The following is a 17796-nucleotide window of genomic DNA, read 5'->3' as shown; positions in this document are numbered from 1 at the left end:
AGGACTTTGTGGATCAAAGAGAATGTTGTGGTTTGAAAAACTTTATCCTATCATAAGATCTCGCATAACCATGTCAGATAGAAATATTCCTCGGTGTGTTAATTTAAGTTTGTTGCCGTTTTGTGAGAGGAGTCCGCCTGCAATATGTGGTTGGGCATTTGCTATTATATGCCGGGCAATCTTATTTCCAAACTTTTGTGTCAGTATTTCCATGTCAAGTCCTTCACAGGTGCGTAAGGCGGTAAATACCAACTCATCACAGCGTTCGGCGTCATTAAGTTTTTCGATGGAATGAGGAGGATGGCCCGGGTTGCAGGAATAGGTCATGAGGTTTTCCTTATTACAGCGGCGGGAATATTTCCCGTCAAAGGAATGGGCACCGGGCCCGATGCCAATATAAGGTGAATTATTCCAATACGAAGAATTGTGGCGTGAACGATATCCAGACAAGGCAAAGTTGGATATTTCATAATGTTCAAAACCAGCTGTAGTTGTCCTGTCTATAAGAGAATTGAATAGGGCAACGGATAGCTCATCCTCTGTTTCTTCTATAATCCCTCTGTTACGTAATGCCGTAAGTCGTGTTCCTTCTTCGTACATCAGTGAGTAAGCCGAAAGATGCTTTATTGGCAGTTCTAGAGCTGTATTGACATCTATTTCCCAATCTTTGAGAGTTTGTTGGGGAAGACTGTAAATTAAATCGATACTTATGTTTTCGAATCCGGCTTCAGCTATTGTCATTACAGCTTTTCGGGCATTTTCGCCTGTATGACGTCGCCCTAGAAAATGTAATTGGTTATTATTGAAAGTTTGTACGCCAAGGCTGAAGCGATTTATGCTCAGTTCTTTAATTTCTGTGATAAATTGTGGTTCAATGTCGTCAGGATTGGCTTCGAGTGTAATTTCAGCATCAGGTGCTATCTGATAATGTTTTTGTATAGTATCAAATATTTGCGCTATGGCTTTTACTGGTAAGCATGAAGGAGTTCCGCCGCCCCAATAAATAGTGTTGATAATATCGTTGTTGGCCTCTTCTCTTCTTACTTCCAGTTCTTTACATACAGCTTTGACAAAAGCTGGTAAGAGATTTTCTTTGGACGTAGTTGAATAAAAGTCGCAATAGATACAGCGGCTTTTACAAAAGGGTATATGCAGATAAAGTCCTGACATTTTCGTTGTTTTATTCTTGTTTTTCTTTAGGAAGGCTTTCAAGTTTTGGCACGAATTTCATTTGTGAAATGATTTTCCGTTGTCGTTTCTTTATGTAAACAGAGGGATATTTAGAACTGAACTTGATGGGGTTAGGTAACGTTGCAGCTATCAGGGCGCAGTTAGCCTTACTCAGTTCTTTAGCATGGCAGCCAAAATGTTCTTCTGCTACAGCTTCTACTCCATAAATGCCGGGTCCCATTTCAATACTGTTGAGGTACACTTCCATGATGCGCTCTTTAGGCCATAGCCATTCGATAAGTATAGTAAAGTAAGTTTCAAATCCTTTTCGTGCCCAAGATGAACGTGGCCACAGAAATATGTTTTTGGCTGTTTGCTGACTGATGGTACTGGCACCCCGCCGTCGTCCTCCTTTTTCATATTCTTTTTGTGCTGCCTCTATGGCTTTGAAGTCAAATCCGTTATGTTTCAGGAATCTCTGGTCTTCTGAGGCCATTACGGCTATTGGCATGTAAGGTGAAATGCTGTCAAGTGGCACCCACCTATGCGACCAGTTGTTGTAGACGTAATTATCCTTGTGCTGCAAGCTGCGGATGTACATGAGAGGTGTGGCTTTTACGGGTAGCCAGCGGTAGGCTAATACGGCTAGGAATGAAGAAACTAGAAAAAAGATGATAGCCCAAAGGAATATTTTTAGTAAGATTTTCATTGTTGGTGAAAGATGGGAAATTACTTTTCATGAGTAAACGAGCCAGCAAACCAGTTTGTAAAACTCAGTTTGTTGACTCGCTTTTTCGTTGGTCTGATGGCCCAGACCTTCAAGATATTTCTTTTCCAAACGTTTTTTAGAACGGCAAATCGTCTTCAGGTTCATTGGCAACGGGAACTGTAGCCGTTGGCTCTGCCATTGTCGTGGCAGGCGAGGGAACGCCGGCCGGCATTCCTGGAGCCGGTGCCGCAGCTTGTGCAGGCACGGCACGCCAGGCGCGTATGTCATTAAACCAGCGGCCGTTATATTCATGAGCGTCAATGTCAAACGAAACAGTCATTTCTGCTCCTATCTGTATGTTCATTTCCTTCAAACGGTCTTCGCCAAAAACGGTGAAGACACACTTGCGTGGGTATTGATCGTGGGTTTCGATGACAAACTCCTGCGTCATCCAAGTATTGCCAGTGCGGGCCGAAGTGCCTGTACGCGGAGTCATAGCCGCGATTATCTTTCCTGTAATTTCCATTGTTTTGTTTTAAAGAATGAATTTTCGGCGAAGTTACGATTTTCTTTTCGACCTGATGCTGTTTTGATTTGAAAAACTGAAAACTGTTGTGTCGTTTACAACGGTAAGGCATGAAGACAGGTAACGTTTGGCATGACGAAGATACGTCATGCTTTTTTTGTCCTGAGTTCCCAAAAGGCTACGGCTGCAGCGGCGGCCACGTTGAGTGAGTCCACATTATGTGACATGGGGATGCGGACGGTGTAGTCTGCTTCGGCAATAGTTTGATGGGCAAGTCCGTCTCCTTCCGTTCCCATGATGATGGCCAGTTTGGGTTCTGCTGATAAAAGAGGATTGTCAATGCTTATGGAGTTTTCGGTGAGAGCCATGGCTGCTGTTTTGAATCCCAGTTGGCGTAGTTGGGTGATCGGACCCCTCAGCCATGTCCATGGCACAAGAAAAACAGATCCCATAGAAACACGGACTGCGCGACGGTTCAACGGATCACAGGAAGTGGGAGTGAGCAGTACGGCATCTATTCCCAATGCTGCGGCAGACCGGAAAATGGCGCCGATATTGGTCGTATCCACTACGCCGTCCACTACTACAATGCGTCGGGCGCTCTGGCATATATCTTCAACGTTGTGCAATCGGGGACGCCTCATCGCACAAAGAACGCCTCGTGTAAGGGCATAGCCGGTCAGTTGGGCCAGTAGTTCTCTCTCTCCGGTGTAGGTGGGAATGTCGTTGCAACGGGCTATGATGTCAGCCGCATCACCGGTAATGTGCTTTTTTTCACACAGAAACGATAAGGGGGTGTAGCCGGCCTCAAGAGCCACGCGAATGACTTTAGGACTTTCGGCAATGAAAATACCTTTCTCGGGTTCGAGCCGGTTGCGTAGCTGGGTTTCGGTGAGTGTGTGGAATACTTCTGTTCCTGGATGGGTTAAGGACGAAATTTCGATGACTGGCATACTTTTTTGAGCTGTTGGTTAATGGCAGACCTAATTTACCCGCAAAAATACAATATAAAAATCGAAAGAAAGGTATTTCATTATTCTTTCGGGATTTGCTTGCTCTTTGTGGTGAGAGGATAAGAAGTTGGGAGTTCTGTCTGATTAACGCTTGACGAATTTTGATTTATTTATTCCAGTTGGTCATACACTTCGTCAGTTACAGCTTCAAGCCATTCGTTCGATGCACTGTCGGCCGGAAGAGTGATAGCTATGTGTTGAAACCATGAGGTGGCTGTGGCTCCATGCCAGTGTTTAATGCCAGGCGGAATGTTTACCACATCTCCTGGGTGGAGGGCGCGTGCTGGCTTTCCCCATTCCTGATACCAGCCTGCCCCATTTATGCAAATGAGAATTTGTCCGCTTTTGTGGTGGATGTGCCAGTTGTTGCGACATCGGGGCTCAAATGTTACGTTCGACATTGGGAGATTGCCCGAAAGCAAGGGAGCGAGATAGCTGTTTCCGATAAAATATTGGGCATAGGCCGTATTGGGCTTTCCTAATGGAAAAGCCGTGTTTCCTACGGGCCTATTTTTGCTGAATGGCAGTTCATATACTTCTGCTATGGCTTTGTCGGCTTGCCAGGCTTCCTGTTCGCCCACTTTTTGTGAGAGAATTTCAGGGATGGCATGTATCTCTTTCTCGCTGATCCCCATGTTGACTGCTCCCCGAATGTGTGATTTGAGTTGTGACTCTACACCTTCCATGGATGATAACGCACTGATTGTTATGAGTTCTCTCTCCGCATGCGTCAGAATGTCACGGGCAAAGATATCGCCGAAAAGATGCGCTTTCAAATAATAGTCAGTAGCAGGGGCAAAGTTATAGTCAAAAGGTTTACCTCCGTTCAGTTTGGTTTGTATTGCACGTCCTAGTTTCAGGGCCTCATATCCGTCAGGAAGCGGAGAAGCCTCCCTGCCTTCCGGGTCATTGATGCCTTTGGCTTTCCTTTGGGCAAGAACGGTCTGTAAAATACCGAGTCCGTTCAAACTGCGGGGAAATCCGGTATAGGCATAGAGGTGTGAAAAGATTTCTTTTGTTTCGTTGATGGTCAGTCCGTAGTCCAAGGCGTTTGCAACAGCAGTCTTAAGCCTGAAGGTGTCTCCTTTGGCCTCAAAGGCTGCTAAAACCATCATGTTCTGCTGTCTGGAAGTCAGTGTGTCCATGTGATGTTGAGCTTTTGTTGTCATTGTTTCGAAGAGGATGATAATAGATGCTAAAGTGCTGATTCCAATTGTTTTTTTCATGCCATATTGTTTTTTTGCTGCAAAGTTAGGGCTTCCTTCTATGGTCTGTTATACCACAATTACGGATAGTATAACCACAATTATAGATTATTGCAGGATGTAACAGGTTTGTGATACAACAAAGAAGCATCCATCCATTGTCGGAGCATTTTTAAAGAGTAGAAACGTCTCTTTGAACTTTAACATATTTAACTTCTTATTACATTTCAGAGTGATGAAAAATAGGGTCCAAACCTGAAAACAGGAAAAGTCCGTATCGGATTTTTAATACAAATACTTGGAATTAAAATTGCAATACGGGGATTTTTCAGGAAAAATAGGGTGGAAAATGATTGGAATATGCCTGAAAAACATAGAAAAAGCGGGACTTTCGTGTGGAAAGCCCCGCTTCGCTATTGTAAAGATACGACATTTTATGGTCAAAAGCAAATAGTGTTAAAATGGGTCTGAAGAGTAATGGCCCTCCTTTTAAGTGAGGATATGCCGGACCGGATAAAAAACACGGATACGAGGAAAACATTTCCGGTCGGTTTCAGAAGGGCAAGCCTACAGCAAAATGAAAGGTGAAATCGCGCTTGAACTTGGGATGGATGACAGGGTAATGTCTGCGGCCGCTCTTTTCACTAGGATCTATGGCCTTCATGCCGCCGTCGAAACGAAGAATGAAGAAATCAAAGTTGAGGCGCAGTCCCAGTCCGTAGGAAACGGCTATTTGCCTGTAGAAACTGTCAAAGCGGAATTGCCCTCCGGGCTGGTCGGCATAGTTGCGTGTGTTCCAAATATTTCCGGCGTCAATAAAGGCGGCGGCATGGAGTTTCCAAAATAGATAAGTACGGTATTCCAAGCTCATGTCGAGTTTGAGGTTGCCCGTTTGGTTGATGAAGTCTATTTTTCCGTCTTTACCTTTGTAGCTTCCCGGTCCCAATTGCCGGACGTTCCAGCCGCGCACACTGTTGGCTCCTCCGGAAAAATAACGCTTCTCGTAGGGAATGATGGTAGAATTACCGTATGGTATGGCTATGCCTAATCCTAGGTGCAGCGCCATGGAATTGCGGTCGTTGATGATGAAGCTTTTGGCGTAATCGAGATCAAATTTAGCGTATTGTGAATAAGCTATATTGAAAAGGGTGTAATTGTTGTTCTTGTCGCGTTGGGCATTGAAGAGATGAGAGAGGCCGTAAAGCAGGTTGCCGGCAAATTCCACCCCTATTCTTATTTGATAGCCGTTGGTTTGATAAAGACCGTCCGCAACGTTGGATTTGACTGAATTATAAGTGAAATTATAGCCCGTTTTCATAATGAAAAGATTTTCGTAGCTGTTGCGCAGTACAGCATAGTGCGGGTCGTCTCCTTCAAGATATTCTTGCCGGAATGTATCTGAAATCCAAGGCATGAAGATGTAGTTCAGACTGAGCAGGTCAAGACGGTGTTGCCACTGTGGCGCACTGTTGGGACTCCACCTGTAGGTCCATGTTCCGGTTAATAGCCGACGATGGAACTCCGGCCGGTTTTGCGAGCCGTACATCAATGTCACTTCTGACGTTGACTTGAGATGTTGTTTGGTTTGTCCTGAAACAAAGGGCATGAGTAATGTGGGAAAGCGTAAGGCCGTTTCGGCGTTCATTTCCAGGTAATTCTGGTTGCTATACCCTTCCAGGCCTGTAATGGCCTCATAGGCGCCGCGCAATTTTACAGACAGACTTTCAGAACCTTTGAAAATGTTGCGGTTGGTATAACTTAGTACGACCGCCGCGCCTAAGTTTCCTGAAGTGTTGGTACCTTCGAGTTCTGCGCTAATAGTATGTGGTTTGGCAGTTTTAATAAAAATGTCGGCATTGAGTAATGCGCTGTCCTTATGAGGTTCTGTAAAACGGATCGTGGAATAGTTGATGGCCGGCAGACTGTTGAGCGCACTGTAAGAATTACGTAAATCTTTTTCGCGGTAAAGACTGTCGGGCCTCAGATAGGTATGTGTGTTGTAAACCCTTGGTTTCAAGTGAGAACGCTGTGGGAAGTGAAGCGTCATGCCTTTTCGCAATGTGGCGCTGGCCATGCGGCTGTTATCTGTTGCTTCTTCATAAATGTTGATGTCCTTTAGCCTGTAAGGCGCATAAGCTTTGGTTGAGTCGATGCCTGCCGGCATGCGCAGATGAAGCGTGAGATCGACTCCGTAATCGTTACTGGCAGTGTCGGCACTGAATGTAATAAATTCTTTGTGCAGGTTGTAATAACCTTTTTCGCGTAATGTCGCGATGATTCGGGAACGTTCGGCTGATAAAACCTCCTCATCGAGTGGCATGCCTTTATACAGGAGAGAGCTGTTCAAATCCGTTCTTACAATCTGTAATATCTGAGGACTGTCCGATTCGTAGTGTAAATTCTCCACATAACTTTGTAAGCCCGGATTTAGCCGGTAGACTAAAGATATCTGCCGTTTACGTCTGATCGTGTCTGTGCTGACAGAAGAACGCAGGAATCCATGTCCGCGCAGGGCTGCCGACAAAGCTTCGCAGGACTGTTTTGTCATGGATGAGTCGTATATGACCGGAGCTTCTCCCAAACGCCGTATGAAGCGGCTCCAGCGTCGTGTCGTGTCGCGTGATTGCAGGCAGTAAATGCCTAATGGAATTTTACTCAGGTTAAACCAGCGGGAGTTGGGTTCCTGCTGTATGTAGCTGCGGTAATTGGAGAGAGGAAGATGCCGGTTATTACTTTCCATTTTGACATTTGCCAGTATGAAATCATTGTCTGCCAGAAAACGTTCGGCAGAACAACCAGAAAGTAAGGCGGCGCATGCTGTTAATATGCAGAACCCGACGAAATGTTTTTTCAGAGAATCTAAAATGTTGTATAACCTTGTTTTGCACATATTGTGTACAAAGTTAAGCATAAAAAGTGAATAAGCATTTAAAGACCAAAGGGTCATTTCTTATTTTCTTATTACCTTTGCATGAAAAACAAAGACGGAATGTGGAGTAAGAATAAATTGAAATTGGTGCGTTCGTTGTCGCAGAAAAAATACCGTGAGGCAGAGAGGGCTTTTGTGGCAGAAGGTCCTAAGGTGGTGGGAGACATGATAGAGCATTTCACTTGCAGGCTATTGGCCGGAACTCCGGAATTTATATCCGCTCACAGGAAATTCTCTGCGCGTGAGGTGGCGATTGTCAGCCAAAAGGAACTGGAGCAAGCCTCATCCTTGCGGGCGCCGCATGATGTATTGGCTGTGTTTGACTTGCCAGAGGAACCTGATAATATGGTTTGTCCTGACGGACAAACTCTGATGTTGGCTTTGGATGGAATACAGGATCCGGGAAATCTCGGTACTATAGTGCGGCTTTCAGATTGGTTTGGAATTGATCATATATATTGTTCTTTCGACACCGCGGATGTTTTTGCCCCTAAAGTGGTTCAGGCAACGATGGGGGCCTTGGCTCGTGTGAAGGTGCATTATGTGAATTTGACAGACTGGCTCTCTTCTTTACCTTCGGATTATCCTGTTTATGGAACATTTATGGATGGGCAGAATATCTATGAGGAGCCATTGTCCAAGGGCGGTGTTATAGTGATGGGAAATGAGGGTAATGGTATTCGGCCGGAAGTGGGAGCTGCTGTGACCCGGCGGCTTCATATTCCTAGTTTTCCTTTGGAAAGACCGACTAGTGAGAGCCTTAATGTCGCTATTGCCACTGCCATTGTTGCCGCAGAGTTCCGGCGGCGTTAAAAAATCTGTTCGATGTGTTGTCGTGTTGTCGAATAATGAATGATGCCTATGTTATTTTATGTCTTGTTATCTGTGCTTTGTGCCACACTGATATTGTTGTGGTGGTTGCGTTGGAGTGATTATGCGCAGAGTGCGGCTGTTTGCCGTCGGGTAAGTTTAAAATTAGAAAAGACAGTAGCTCTTGAAGAGAAGATAGGATGGAAAAATAGGATGAATGGTGTTTCCCCTCGTGTAAGCGTTGTGGTTACCAGCAGCAATCAGGCAGAAGCGTTACGTCGGAATTTGCCGGCTATGTTGGAGCAGAACTTCGATTGTTATGAAGTTATTGTAGTTGATGAAGCCTCGACAGATGGAACTTCGGAGGTCTTGAAGCAACTATCAGCCGTTTATTCTCATCTTCGGCATACTTTTGTACCCGCTTCAGCCCGTTATCTATCACGTTCAAAATTGGCTGTCACGCTTGGTGTGCGTGCAGCCCGCGCGCCTTGGGTGGTTATTACGAAGGCTGATTGTCGTCCATCGGGAAATTCCTGGCTGACCTGCCTGTCGGCTTTTTTTGAGGATGATTGCGATTTTGTTTTAGGTTATGCCAGTTATGCCGATGACGGAACACCGGTGGCCAGACGTGCCATTTATGAGAGGTTGCGGCGTCAGATGATTGCCGGACGAATGGCATTAGGACATTTCTTCGTTTCTGCGGTGACGCATCCTTGTGGAAAGGCTGTTTGGGCCGATTCGGCCAATATGGCGTTTAGAAAATCCATTTTTATGCAAGGACAGGGATATTCCGGCAGTCTTACCGTGCCTTTTGGAGAGGATGTTCATTTAGTTGATGCTTTGGCTCTTGGCGGACGTACAGAGATTGTATTTCATCCCGAATCTTCGGTTCTTCAGGAATTGCCGGAACAGCGTGAGATTGTTGCCCGTCGCGTGCGACTGTCTGAGATCTTGCGGCATGTCGGTCGGCGTGGCCGTTGTTTTCGTATTCGTGAGGGAGCTGCCACGTTCTTTTTGTTTTTGTTTTGGGGTATTGGGGGATTATACTTGTTTTTGACGTTACATGAAATAAATACTTTGGGACGTTATGATATGTCCAGATTATGGCTGGATATTCCGGTCTTACTGTTAGTTTGTGCTGGTGCTTTGATGCCAGGCTGGCTCTTGCGCCGTGTTGTCCGTCTGTTAGGCGAGAGACAATTTTCTTGGTATTATATGGGATGGCGGGCTTTAGCTACTCCGTTTTCTAATAAAATAATATGTTTGAAACGCTGGATTGTGCGGCGTGATTTGGTTCGAAGATAGAAACTGCAGGGTTGGCAGTGTGGTCAAGCCTAAATGTTGTGGTAGTAATGGTATCGGTTTTAGCTGAGGATCTATTTTTGAGATTAACATTTTTAACCTTTTGTTACATTTATGGAGCTTGAAAAATGATTTTAAGTATTGATGTGGAGAAAGTCTGTATCGGATTTTTAACACGAATACTGGGAATTTAAACTCTGATACGAAGAGTCTATGGCGAAAATTTGATGAGATTTTGCGGAAAAAGGCTTGTAAAACATTGAAAAAGCGGGATTCTCCATGGAGAATCCCGCTTGGCTATTGCAAAGATACGAATTTTTTTATCCAAAAGCAAATAGTGTTAAAATGAGATTGGGTGTTTTATTTTAACATGATGCCAGAGTAAATGCGACCGGAATCGACTCCGAGCCGGCGAGCAGAAAAGAAAGTGTCATGGTGAGTATAGGTGCAGATGCCAGACACATGGATATGCTCAAGTTTTACACCACTCTGTTCAAGCGAGAGGACGTTGGCGGCCCATAGGTCAATATGCCATTTGCTTCCTCCATTGTTACAAGGACAGCGATGGGCAATGGTCGACATGGGGAAATTGGCCGCAACAAAGGCGTCATATACTTCGTCGCCCACTTCAAAAGCTGCTTCTGAAATGGAAGGGCCGATGACTGCACGCAGTCTTTCCGGATGTGTACCGAAAGCACGGTTCATAGCAGTAATTGTTTTTGTCGAAATATGGCCTGCTGTACCACGCCATCCGGCATGGATAGCTGCGATGGCATGATTTTCTTCATCATAAAGAAGGATGGGCACACAATCTGCCGTGGAGATGCCGATACATACGCCTGGAATATCGGTTATAAGTGCGTCAATTCCTTCAAGAGCGTTTGTGCGTTCATCGTCATTTTCATGAAAGAATTTTTCGTGAATTTGGAGGGTACGTGTGCCGTGGGTCTGATGGGGAAGTATAAGGTGTTTTTCGTCTATTCCCAGTTCATGGCATAAATCTGTTTGATTTGCCAATACATTTGCAGCGTCATCGCCACAGTAAGGGGTGATGTTGAACGTGGCGTATTGATTGGTTCCTGTGCCCCCTAAGCGGGTAGTACTGAAAGCCCTGAGCTTTTTGCCCAGGGCATATTCTAAGAGTGTTTCTTTACAGTTCATGTCGTGTTGAAGGACTTCGTTATTCGTTGTCGAGGAATTCTATGTCATAGTCATCCCAATCATCTTCTTCACCGTCTGAATATTTTTCCAGCTCTTCGTCCTGCCAGTCAGCGAAGTCATTTGCCAGAAGATTAGTGTCGCGATTGCGGTGAATGATGGTACCACCTTCGCTGATAGCTTGTAGCTTGTTGCTTTCGCTGTTGAGTTCTTCCCACAACAGATCTTTCAGATTGTCAACACCTTTTCCCGTGACAGCCGAAATAAATACTACCGGCAAGTCCTGTGGCAGTTCCTCACGTAGCATGCCGATAAGTTCTTCGTCTAGCAAGTCGCTTTTGGTGATGGCAAGTATACGGTGCTTGTCAAGCATCTGAGGATTGAACTTCTTGAGCTCTTCGAGAAGAATTTCGTATTCTCGGCCAATGTGCTGTGTGTCTCCCGGCACCATGAACAGCAATAGGGAATTGCGCTCAATGTGTCGCAGAAAACGCAGTCCAAGTCCTTTCCCTTCGCTTGCTCCTTCGATGATGCCTGGAATATCTGCCATTACGAATGAACGGCCTTCCCGATAGGGTACGATTCCGAGTGACGGTTCTAGGGTAGTGAATGGATAGTTTGCAATCTTTGGACGGGCAGATGACAGGGCTGAAAGCAAAGTGGATTTTCCAGCATTGGGGAATCCGACAAGTCCTACATCGGCCAGAAGTTTTAGCTCTAGAATAACCATCATTTCCTGCATCGGTTCGCCTGGTTGTGCATACCGCGGTGTTTGGTTGGTGGCTGTTCGGAACTGCCAGTTGCCGAGGCCGCCTCGTCCACCTTTGAGTAGCATTACAAGTTGTCCGTCTTCGGTTACATCGCAAAGATATTTGCCGGTGTCGGCATCGTAGGCCACTGTGCCAAGAGGAACATCAATGTAGCGGTCTTCGCCGTCCTTACCATGTGAGAGACTTTTGGAGCCGTTGCCGCCATGTCCGGCAAAGACGTGACGTTCATAACGTAGGTGGAGCAAAGTCCAATAGTTATGGCTGCCACGCAGATAAATGTGGCCACCTCGTCCGCCATCGCCACCGTCCGGACCGCCGTTAGGTTGATATTTGGCACGGTGCAGATGCATAGAGCCGCGACCGCCTTTTCCTGAGCGGCAATATATTTTTACGTAGTCGACAAAATTGCTTTCGGCCATGATAAAATTAGGTTTCGTGGAATGATAGGGACATAATGATGTTAAGAGTTAAAGGCATTTCCTTTGTCACAGACATCGGAATAATTCCCTTAAACTCTTTATGAATTTCCTGTTGATTATAAATTGTCGATGACAGCGCAGAGAGCAGCATTGATTTCTTCCAGTGCTCCGTAACCTTTTACTGCGTGACGTTTGCCCTCTTTTTCATACCATTCGATAAGAGGGGAGGTTTGGGCGGAATAAACATCAAGGCGTTTTTTTATCGTTTCAGCATTATCATCGGCACGTCCTGACGTTTTGCCTCGGTTTATAAGACGTTCCATCAGCATTTCTTCAGGGACGTCAAGTTCGAGCATGCCTGCCACTTCCGTGCCTCGTTTGGCTAGCATGTCTTTTAGGGCTTCAGCCTGGGGGATGGTGCGCGGAAAACCGTCAAAGATAACCCCTTCACAAGGACAGAGGCTATCATAAACACTGGCCAGAATATCAATCATCAGAGAATCGGGAATGAGTTGGCCGTTGTCTATGTATGATTTGGCCGTTTGGCCAAGTTCTGTATTGTTCTTGATTTCAGCGCGTAGTACATCACCTGTCGAGATATGTTTGAAACCATACTTCTGTACGAGCAAATCGCTTTGAGTGCCTTTCCCTGAGCCGGGGGCACCAAAAATGACAATATTCTTCATTGATTGTTTGTTTTATGGTAAAATGGTTTTATTCTATCTTTTCTGGAAAACAGTTGGTAAGAGTTTATTCTTCTACTACATAAATGTCAGGTAGATTACGGCCTTCTCCGTCATAGTCTAGTCCATAGCCTACTATGAAATCATTAGGTATGTCGAAACAGCGGTAGCGGATGTCCAAGTTTACTTTCAGATTGTCGGGTTTGACCAATAATGAAGCTATACGTACATCTGCAGGTTTCTTTTCTGCAAGCATGGTAAGCATTTCCTGCATCGTCAAGCCGGAGTCTATGATGTCTTCCACAACAATAACGGAGCGCCCTTCAATGCTTTCGCTCAGACCGATAAGCTCTCTCACCTTCCCGGTGGATGCTGTTCCTGCATAAGATGACAGGCGGACAAAGGAAATTTCACAGGGAAAATCAAGTTCTCTCATCAGGTCTGCTGCAAAAACAAATGAGCCGTTTAGCACGGCTATCAAAAGCGGCTTTTTGCCAGCCATGTCACAGGAGATGTCGGCCGCGATGGCTTTCACTCTTTCTCTGATCTTTTCTTGAGAAATACAAACTTTAAATGTTTTGTCCTTAACTACTACCTTTTTCATGGTTGTTAAAAAAATTTCTGCAAAGATAGTGCAAATCAATGAAGCGTAAAAGCAAACCTTTTTGTTTTTGCACTTCTGTATGCAGCTTCTTGTTCTTTTTCGTATTTTTGTCCCCGAAATAAAAATGAACTGATTATGATAATAAGACGGGTGTCGGAAGCCGATGCTGGTGAAATAGCCGATATTTATAATGTGTATGTGAAAGAGAGTACAGCCTCTTTTGAAATAGAGGAACTGACAGATGAGGATATGCGTTGTCGCATTGCAGATATTGCAACACATTGTCCCTATTGGGTTTGTGAGGAGGACGGTAAAATAATAGGTTATTGTTATGCCCACCCTTGGAAAGAAAGGGCGGCTTACGCTAAAACGTTGGAAACTACTGTGTATGTGGCTGCGGATTGTAAAGGGAAAGGTGTTGGGCGAATGTTGATGCAACGTGTCATAGACGATTGCCGTGCGCTGGGATATGTAGCTTTGGTAGCCTGTATAACGGGAGGTAATGAGGCCAGTGTCCGGTTACATGAACGGCTAGGGTTCCGGCAAGTGTCTCATTTTAGAAAAGTAGGTTTTAAGTTAGGGCTTTGGCTTGATGTCGTAGACTATGAATTATTGTTGCAGGAGATGCCTTAGATTTACATGACAAGGTCAGATATCCATTTATGTCTTGTTTTTCTGCATGGCTTTGAGAATATTTGTGCAGGCGGATGTGAGTGACGGGGAAAGTGGCCCTGATTCAATCAGGGCGATAGTTTGTTGGAGTTCCTCCTGTATTTCAGTATAATTACGACTTATTTCATACGCCAGTTTGAGACATAATACCCGTATTCCCGATGGTCGTTGGGAATTTGAGATGTTGTGCAGGCAAAACTCAAGAAAAAGTCCGTCTGATAAAGTGTTTCTTGAAGATTTGCTGACATTCAGGATGATTGTCAACAGCAGGCGGCACAATGTATCGTTTTTAGTTTCAGCGGCAATGTTCTGTAACTGTTGCCGCTGTTGTCCGGTGAAGATATCCTGAACTTTTTCACTAAGTCGGGAAAACACCCAGGCCGCATTTGTAGCCGCGCGTTTGTTTTCATTGCCGATGAGTTGAAAAAGCAGATGATGTAGTTTCACATCGTTGAGAGCCAGATGATAAAGCCCGATGATGTCATGGCTGTGCAGACGTCTGGAGAGATGTTGGGAGTAGTTGATGTGGTGAGGAAAGTCTTTTTCATAATAAATCATGTCTTTCAGATAAATGCCACACTCTATGATAGGATGGTCATAGTTATCAGTAAAGAAATTTTCGATACGGCCTTTTGCCTCAAAACCTAGATGGCGGTAAAAGGTGTCCATTTCAACGGTTTCAGCAGTACCGGCTTTCAGACGAAAGAGATAAGGGGTGTAAAATTGTTCTGTGAAATTTACCATACGGCGTGCGTAGCCTTTTTTTCGATAGCCGGAGGCCACAGCTATGTTTTTGATCTCGTATGTTCCGCCGCCTTCGTTGGTTATGACGATTTCGGCTATGATTTCTTCTCCATTGAACATACCGAACATGTCGCCACAGTTCAGATAGCGGTCTATCATGCTTTCCTGTTCATCGCCAATGAGAAGGAGTGGCAGATATTTTTTCTTGTTTCCTGTGATTTGTCTGATTCTCATGGAAGTATGGAGCGGAATAAAATGTGTTTAGAGCTTTTTAAACAAAAATCCGACAGGATAGTCCTCGGTAGTGTGCAAAACTTGAATAATAGATAGATACATGATATTCACAGCACATTGGATTTTCTTTCTGTTGAAAAAATATGATTTTACTTGTTTTGGAAGACAGAAAGTATATAAAAATCTCCTGTGACTCAGAAAAATCACAGGAGGTTTTTATAATTAAGTAGTCAGGTTGCTTACTTCTTGTTCAAAGCTAAGTCAACATTTACAGCACAGGCCACTGAGCAACCTACCATCGGGTTGTTGCCGATACCGAGGAAGCCCATCATTTCCACGTGAGCAGGTACAGAAGATGAACCGGCAAACTGGGCATCGCTGTGCATGCGGCCCATGGTGTCGGTCATACCGTAGGAGGCGGGACCGGCGGCCATGTTGTCGGGATGGAGTGTGCGGCCCGTACCGCCACCGGAAGCTACGCTGAAGTATTCGCGGCCGGCAAGGATACGCTCTTTCTTGTAAGTGCCGGCAACGGGATGCTGGAAGCGGGTGGGGTTGGTAGAGTTACCCGTGATGGATACATCCACGTCTTCTTTCCACATGATGGCAACACCTTCGCGCACGTCATCGGCACCGTAGCAGTTTACGGCGGCACGGGGACCGTTGCTGTAAGGAATTTCCTTTACAACCTTGAGCTCACCGGTGAAGTAGTCGAATTTAGTCTGCACATAAGTGAAACCGTTGATGCGGCTGATGATCATGGCAGCGTCTTTGCCCAGACCGTTGAGGATACAGCGCAGGGGTTTGTCTGCAGGTCTTGACTTGTTGGCCATTTGTGCGATCTTGATAGCACCTTCGGCGGCGGCGAAACTCTCATGTCCGGCCAGGAAGGCAAAGCACTTGGTTTCAGGAGAGAGGAGGCGTGCGGCCAGTTTGCCGTGGCCGATACCCACCTTGCGGTCATCGGCAACGGAGCCGGGGATGCAGAAAGCCTGAAGGCCTTCGCCGATGTATTCGGCAGCGGCAACGGCGTCCTTGGCTTTTTCTTTCAGGGCGATGGCGGTACCTACAACGTAGGCCCACTTGGCGTTTTCGAAGCAGATCATCTGCGTTTCCTCGCAGGTCTGATAAGGATCGATGCCGGCAGCTTCGCAAATTTGGTTAGCTTCTTCGATTGACGAAATGCCGTGTGCGTTAAGACAAGCGAGAATCTGCTTGATACGACGGTCTTGTGACTCAAATTTTACTTCTCTAATCATAATTGCAGTCCTCCTTATTAGTCTTTACGTGGGTCAATTGATTTAACTGCTCCGTCCTCTTCCTTGGTGCGGCCGTAAGTACCGGTTACGCTCTTGAGGGCTTCATCGGCAGGAACTCCCTTCTTGATGGCATCCATGAATTTGCCCATGTGAACAAATTCGTAGCCACACACCTGGTCGTCTTTGTCGAGGAACATCTTTGTGATGTAACCTTCCGTGAGCTGAAGATAGCGGGTACCTTTGAGCTTGGTGCCGTAGAGGGTACCCATCTGGCTGATGAGGCCTTTGCCGAGGTCTTCAAGGCCGGCGCCAACCACAAGGCCACCTTCAGAGAAAGCGCTCTGTGTGCGGCCGTAAACAATCTGAAGGAAAAGTTCGCGCATTGCTGTGTTGATAGCATCGCAAACGAGGTCGGTATTAAGAGCCTCAAGAATCGTCTTGCCCGGAAGGATTTCGCTGGCCATGGCGGCAGAGTGCGTCATACCGGAGCAACCGATGGTCTCTACCAGACATTCTTCGATGACACCTTCCTTAACGTTGAGCGTCAGTTTGCAGGCTCCCTGCTGAGGGGCACACCAGCCCACACCGTGGGTCAGGCCCGAAATGTCCTTGATTTCCTTTGCTTGCACCCACTTGCCCTCTTCGGGTATGGGAGCGGGACCATGGTTGGGACCTTTAGCCACGCAACACATGTTTTGAACTTCGTGTGAATATTCCATGTCGATTAATAAATATAGTGAGTAATATACGTTACTTCAACATTTTACTGCAAAGTTAAGGGAAACCGCTAAAAATGCAAAACAAAAACAAGTTTTTTTGAAAGGTTGATAATACGGATGAGGTAATTTTGATATTCAGACATGCCACCTTCTGATGTCTGCTTGTACAAGAATGCGGTCTGTGTGGGAGGTCATGACTAAACTGGGAGAATCGGCAGGTATGGGAGAGGCCGTTTCAGGGCACGGAAGGCATTCGGGAAATTAACATATTTAACTTTCCGTTACATTTCAAGAGGCGATTTATGCCGGTCGGTAAGAAGTTTTGGAAAAAGCAATAGGTGAAATATGAAAAGCAATACTTGTAATTTTTACGGCAATACGGACTTTTTTCGGCCCGATACCGGTTTCTGATGTTGGTTTTCACCTTGATTTAAAAAGGAAAAGAGGGCCATCCCGGCGGACAGCCCTCTTCGCTGTTGCAAATATACAACATTTTTTGCCGGAAAGCAAGAAATGTTAAAATGGGAAATGGCGTTGAAACCGGGTTGTGAGGGCATGCCGCTAACTCTGTCCGGCTGTCGGGTCTGCCTCTTCGGGTGAGGGTGGGGCGGCGCTGTTGTCGGAGTCTTTCCGTCTCATGGCGTTCAAACCCTTGTTGCTGCATAAAAACAGGGAGTTATGCGCCCCGTTTCCGATAAAATCCGTATATTTGCAGGCGGATGTCGCGGCTTTCGGTGTGAACTGTTGTTCCGCCGGCCCAGTCTCCGCAGCTAACATTGTTCCACCCTTTAAAACGCTTACTTTAAGAAACAGACAGAGAGAAAAACGCAAATTGGGAAATGTCGTACCGGTCATAAGGCCGTACACTCC

The 17796-nt window shown here is 45.8% G+C and carries 17 protein-coding genes; 3 read left to right on the top strand and 14 right to left on the bottom strand.

The features are described 5' to 3' along the window. Nucleotides 1–42: 42 nt before the first annotated feature. The 6 genes from hemW to C5S62_RS08790 form a co-directional block, all read right to left on the bottom strand. Nucleotides 43–1170 (bottom strand): radical SAM family heme chaperone HemW, encoded by a 1128-nt coding sequence (hemW, locus tag C5S62_RS08815; protein ID WP_104405012.1) that lies wholly within the window; start codon nt 1168–1170, stop codon nt 43–45. A 10-nt stretch (nt 1171–1180) separates the two neighbouring features. Then, a complete protein-coding gene (mtgA, locus tag C5S62_RS08810; RefSeq protein ID WP_104405011.1) occupies nt 1181–1879 on the bottom strand; it encodes a monofunctional biosynthetic peptidoglycan transglycosylase in 699 nt (232 codons plus the stop codon). A 136-nt stretch (nt 1880–2015) separates the two neighbouring features. Next, a complete protein-coding gene (locus C5S62_RS08805) occupies nt 2016–2405 on the bottom strand; it encodes a DUF3127 domain-containing protein (RefSeq protein WP_104405010.1) in 390 nt (129 codons plus the stop codon). A 146-nt stretch (nt 2406–2551) separates the two neighbouring features. After that, nucleotides 2552–3358: an RNA methyltransferase gene (locus C5S62_RS08800; protein ID WP_104405009.1), complete on the bottom strand. Its 807-nt coding sequence runs from the start codon at nt 3356–3358 to the stop codon at nt 2552–2554. Between the two features lie 170 nt (nt 3359–3528). Next, a complete protein-coding gene (locus tag C5S62_RS08795) occupies nt 3529–4644 on the bottom strand; it encodes a carboxymuconolactone decarboxylase family protein (RefSeq protein ID WP_104405008.1) in 1116 nt (371 codons plus the stop codon). Between the two features lie 532 nt (nt 4645–5176). Further along, on the bottom strand, nt 5177–7363 hold the full coding sequence (locus tag C5S62_RS08790) for a BamA/TamA family outer membrane protein (protein ID WP_223301201.1): 2187 nt from the start codon (nt 7361–7363) through the stop codon (nt 5177–5179). Between the two features lie 249 nt (nt 7364–7612). Between C5S62_RS08790 and C5S62_RS08785 the strand changes: the two genes are divergently transcribed. Then, complete coding sequence (locus tag C5S62_RS08785) at nt 7613–8365, top strand: RNA methyltransferase (RefSeq protein ID WP_104405025.1); 753 nt, start codon at nt 7613–7615, stop codon at nt 8363–8365. Nucleotides 8366–8413: 48 nt separating this feature from the next. Then, nucleotides 8414–9667: a glycosyltransferase gene (locus C5S62_RS08780; RefSeq protein ID WP_172485916.1), complete on the top strand. Its 1254-nt coding sequence runs from the start codon at nt 8414–8416 to the stop codon at nt 9665–9667. Nucleotides 9668–10024: 357 nt separating this feature from the next. Here C5S62_RS08780 and pgeF read toward each other — a convergent pair whose 3' ends face one another. The 4 genes from pgeF to hpt all read right to left on the bottom strand — a co-directional run bounded on the left by pgeF (nt 10025) and on the right by hpt (nt 13298). Continuing rightward, on the bottom strand, nt 10025–10825 hold the full coding sequence (pgeF, locus tag C5S62_RS08775; RefSeq protein ID WP_104405006.1) for a peptidoglycan editing factor PgeF: 801 nt from the start codon (nt 10823–10825) through the stop codon (nt 10025–10027). A 19-nt stretch (nt 10826–10844) separates the two neighbouring features. After that, nucleotides 10845–12011, bottom strand: coding sequence for a GTPase ObgE (obgE, locus tag C5S62_RS08770; protein WP_104405005.1), 1167 nt, complete (start codon nt 12009–12011; stop codon nt 10845–10847). Between the two features lie 116 nt (nt 12012–12127). After that, on the bottom strand, nt 12128–12697 hold the full coding sequence (locus tag C5S62_RS08765; protein WP_104405004.1) for an adenylate kinase: 570 nt from the start codon (nt 12695–12697) through the stop codon (nt 12128–12130). A 64-nt stretch (nt 12698–12761) separates the two neighbouring features. Further along, nucleotides 12762–13298 (bottom strand): hypoxanthine phosphoribosyltransferase, encoded by a 537-nt coding sequence (gene hpt, locus C5S62_RS08760; RefSeq protein WP_104405003.1) that lies wholly within the window; start codon nt 13296–13298, stop codon nt 12762–12764. 138 nt (nt 13299–13436) lie between these two features. Here hpt and C5S62_RS08755 point away from each other — a divergent pair, with 138 nt between their 5' ends. After that, nucleotides 13437–13931, top strand: coding sequence for a GNAT family N-acetyltransferase (locus C5S62_RS08755; protein WP_104405024.1), 495 nt, complete (start codon nt 13437–13439; stop codon nt 13929–13931). Between the two features lie 27 nt (nt 13932–13958). Here C5S62_RS08755 and C5S62_RS08750 read toward each other — a convergent pair whose 3' ends face one another. The 4 genes from C5S62_RS08750 to C5S62_RS08735 all read right to left on the bottom strand — a co-directional run. After that, on the bottom strand, nt 13959–14948 hold the full coding sequence (locus tag C5S62_RS08750) for an N-acetyltransferase (RefSeq protein WP_104405002.1): 990 nt from the start codon (nt 14946–14948) through the stop codon (nt 13959–13961). Nucleotides 14949–15187: 239 nt separating this feature from the next. Further along, complete coding sequence (locus C5S62_RS08745) at nt 15188–16207, bottom strand: GGGtGRT protein (protein ID WP_104405001.1); 1020 nt, start codon at nt 16205–16207, stop codon at nt 15188–15190. Nucleotides 16208–16224: 17 nt separating this feature from the next. Continuing rightward, nucleotides 16225–16926 carry an iron-sulfur cluster assembly scaffold protein gene (locus tag C5S62_RS08740; RefSeq protein WP_104405000.1) on the bottom strand — a complete coding sequence of 234 codons (702 nt, stop codon included), beginning with the start codon at nt 16924–16926 and terminating at the stop codon, nt 16225–16227. 561 nt (nt 16927–17487) lie between these two features. Next, nucleotides 17488–17796, bottom strand: a 309-nt coding sequence (locus tag C5S62_RS08735; RefSeq protein WP_223301200.1) for a hypothetical protein, incomplete at its 5' end; no start/stop codon positions are given.

The organism is Prevotella sp. MGM2 (assembly GCF_002933955.1).
GTDB lineage: Bacteria > Bacteroidota > Bacteroidia > Bacteroidales > Bacteroidaceae > Alloprevotella.
The sequence above is the reverse complement of the archived record's forward strand: the minus strand, read 5'-3'. Positions and strand labels throughout refer to the sequence as shown.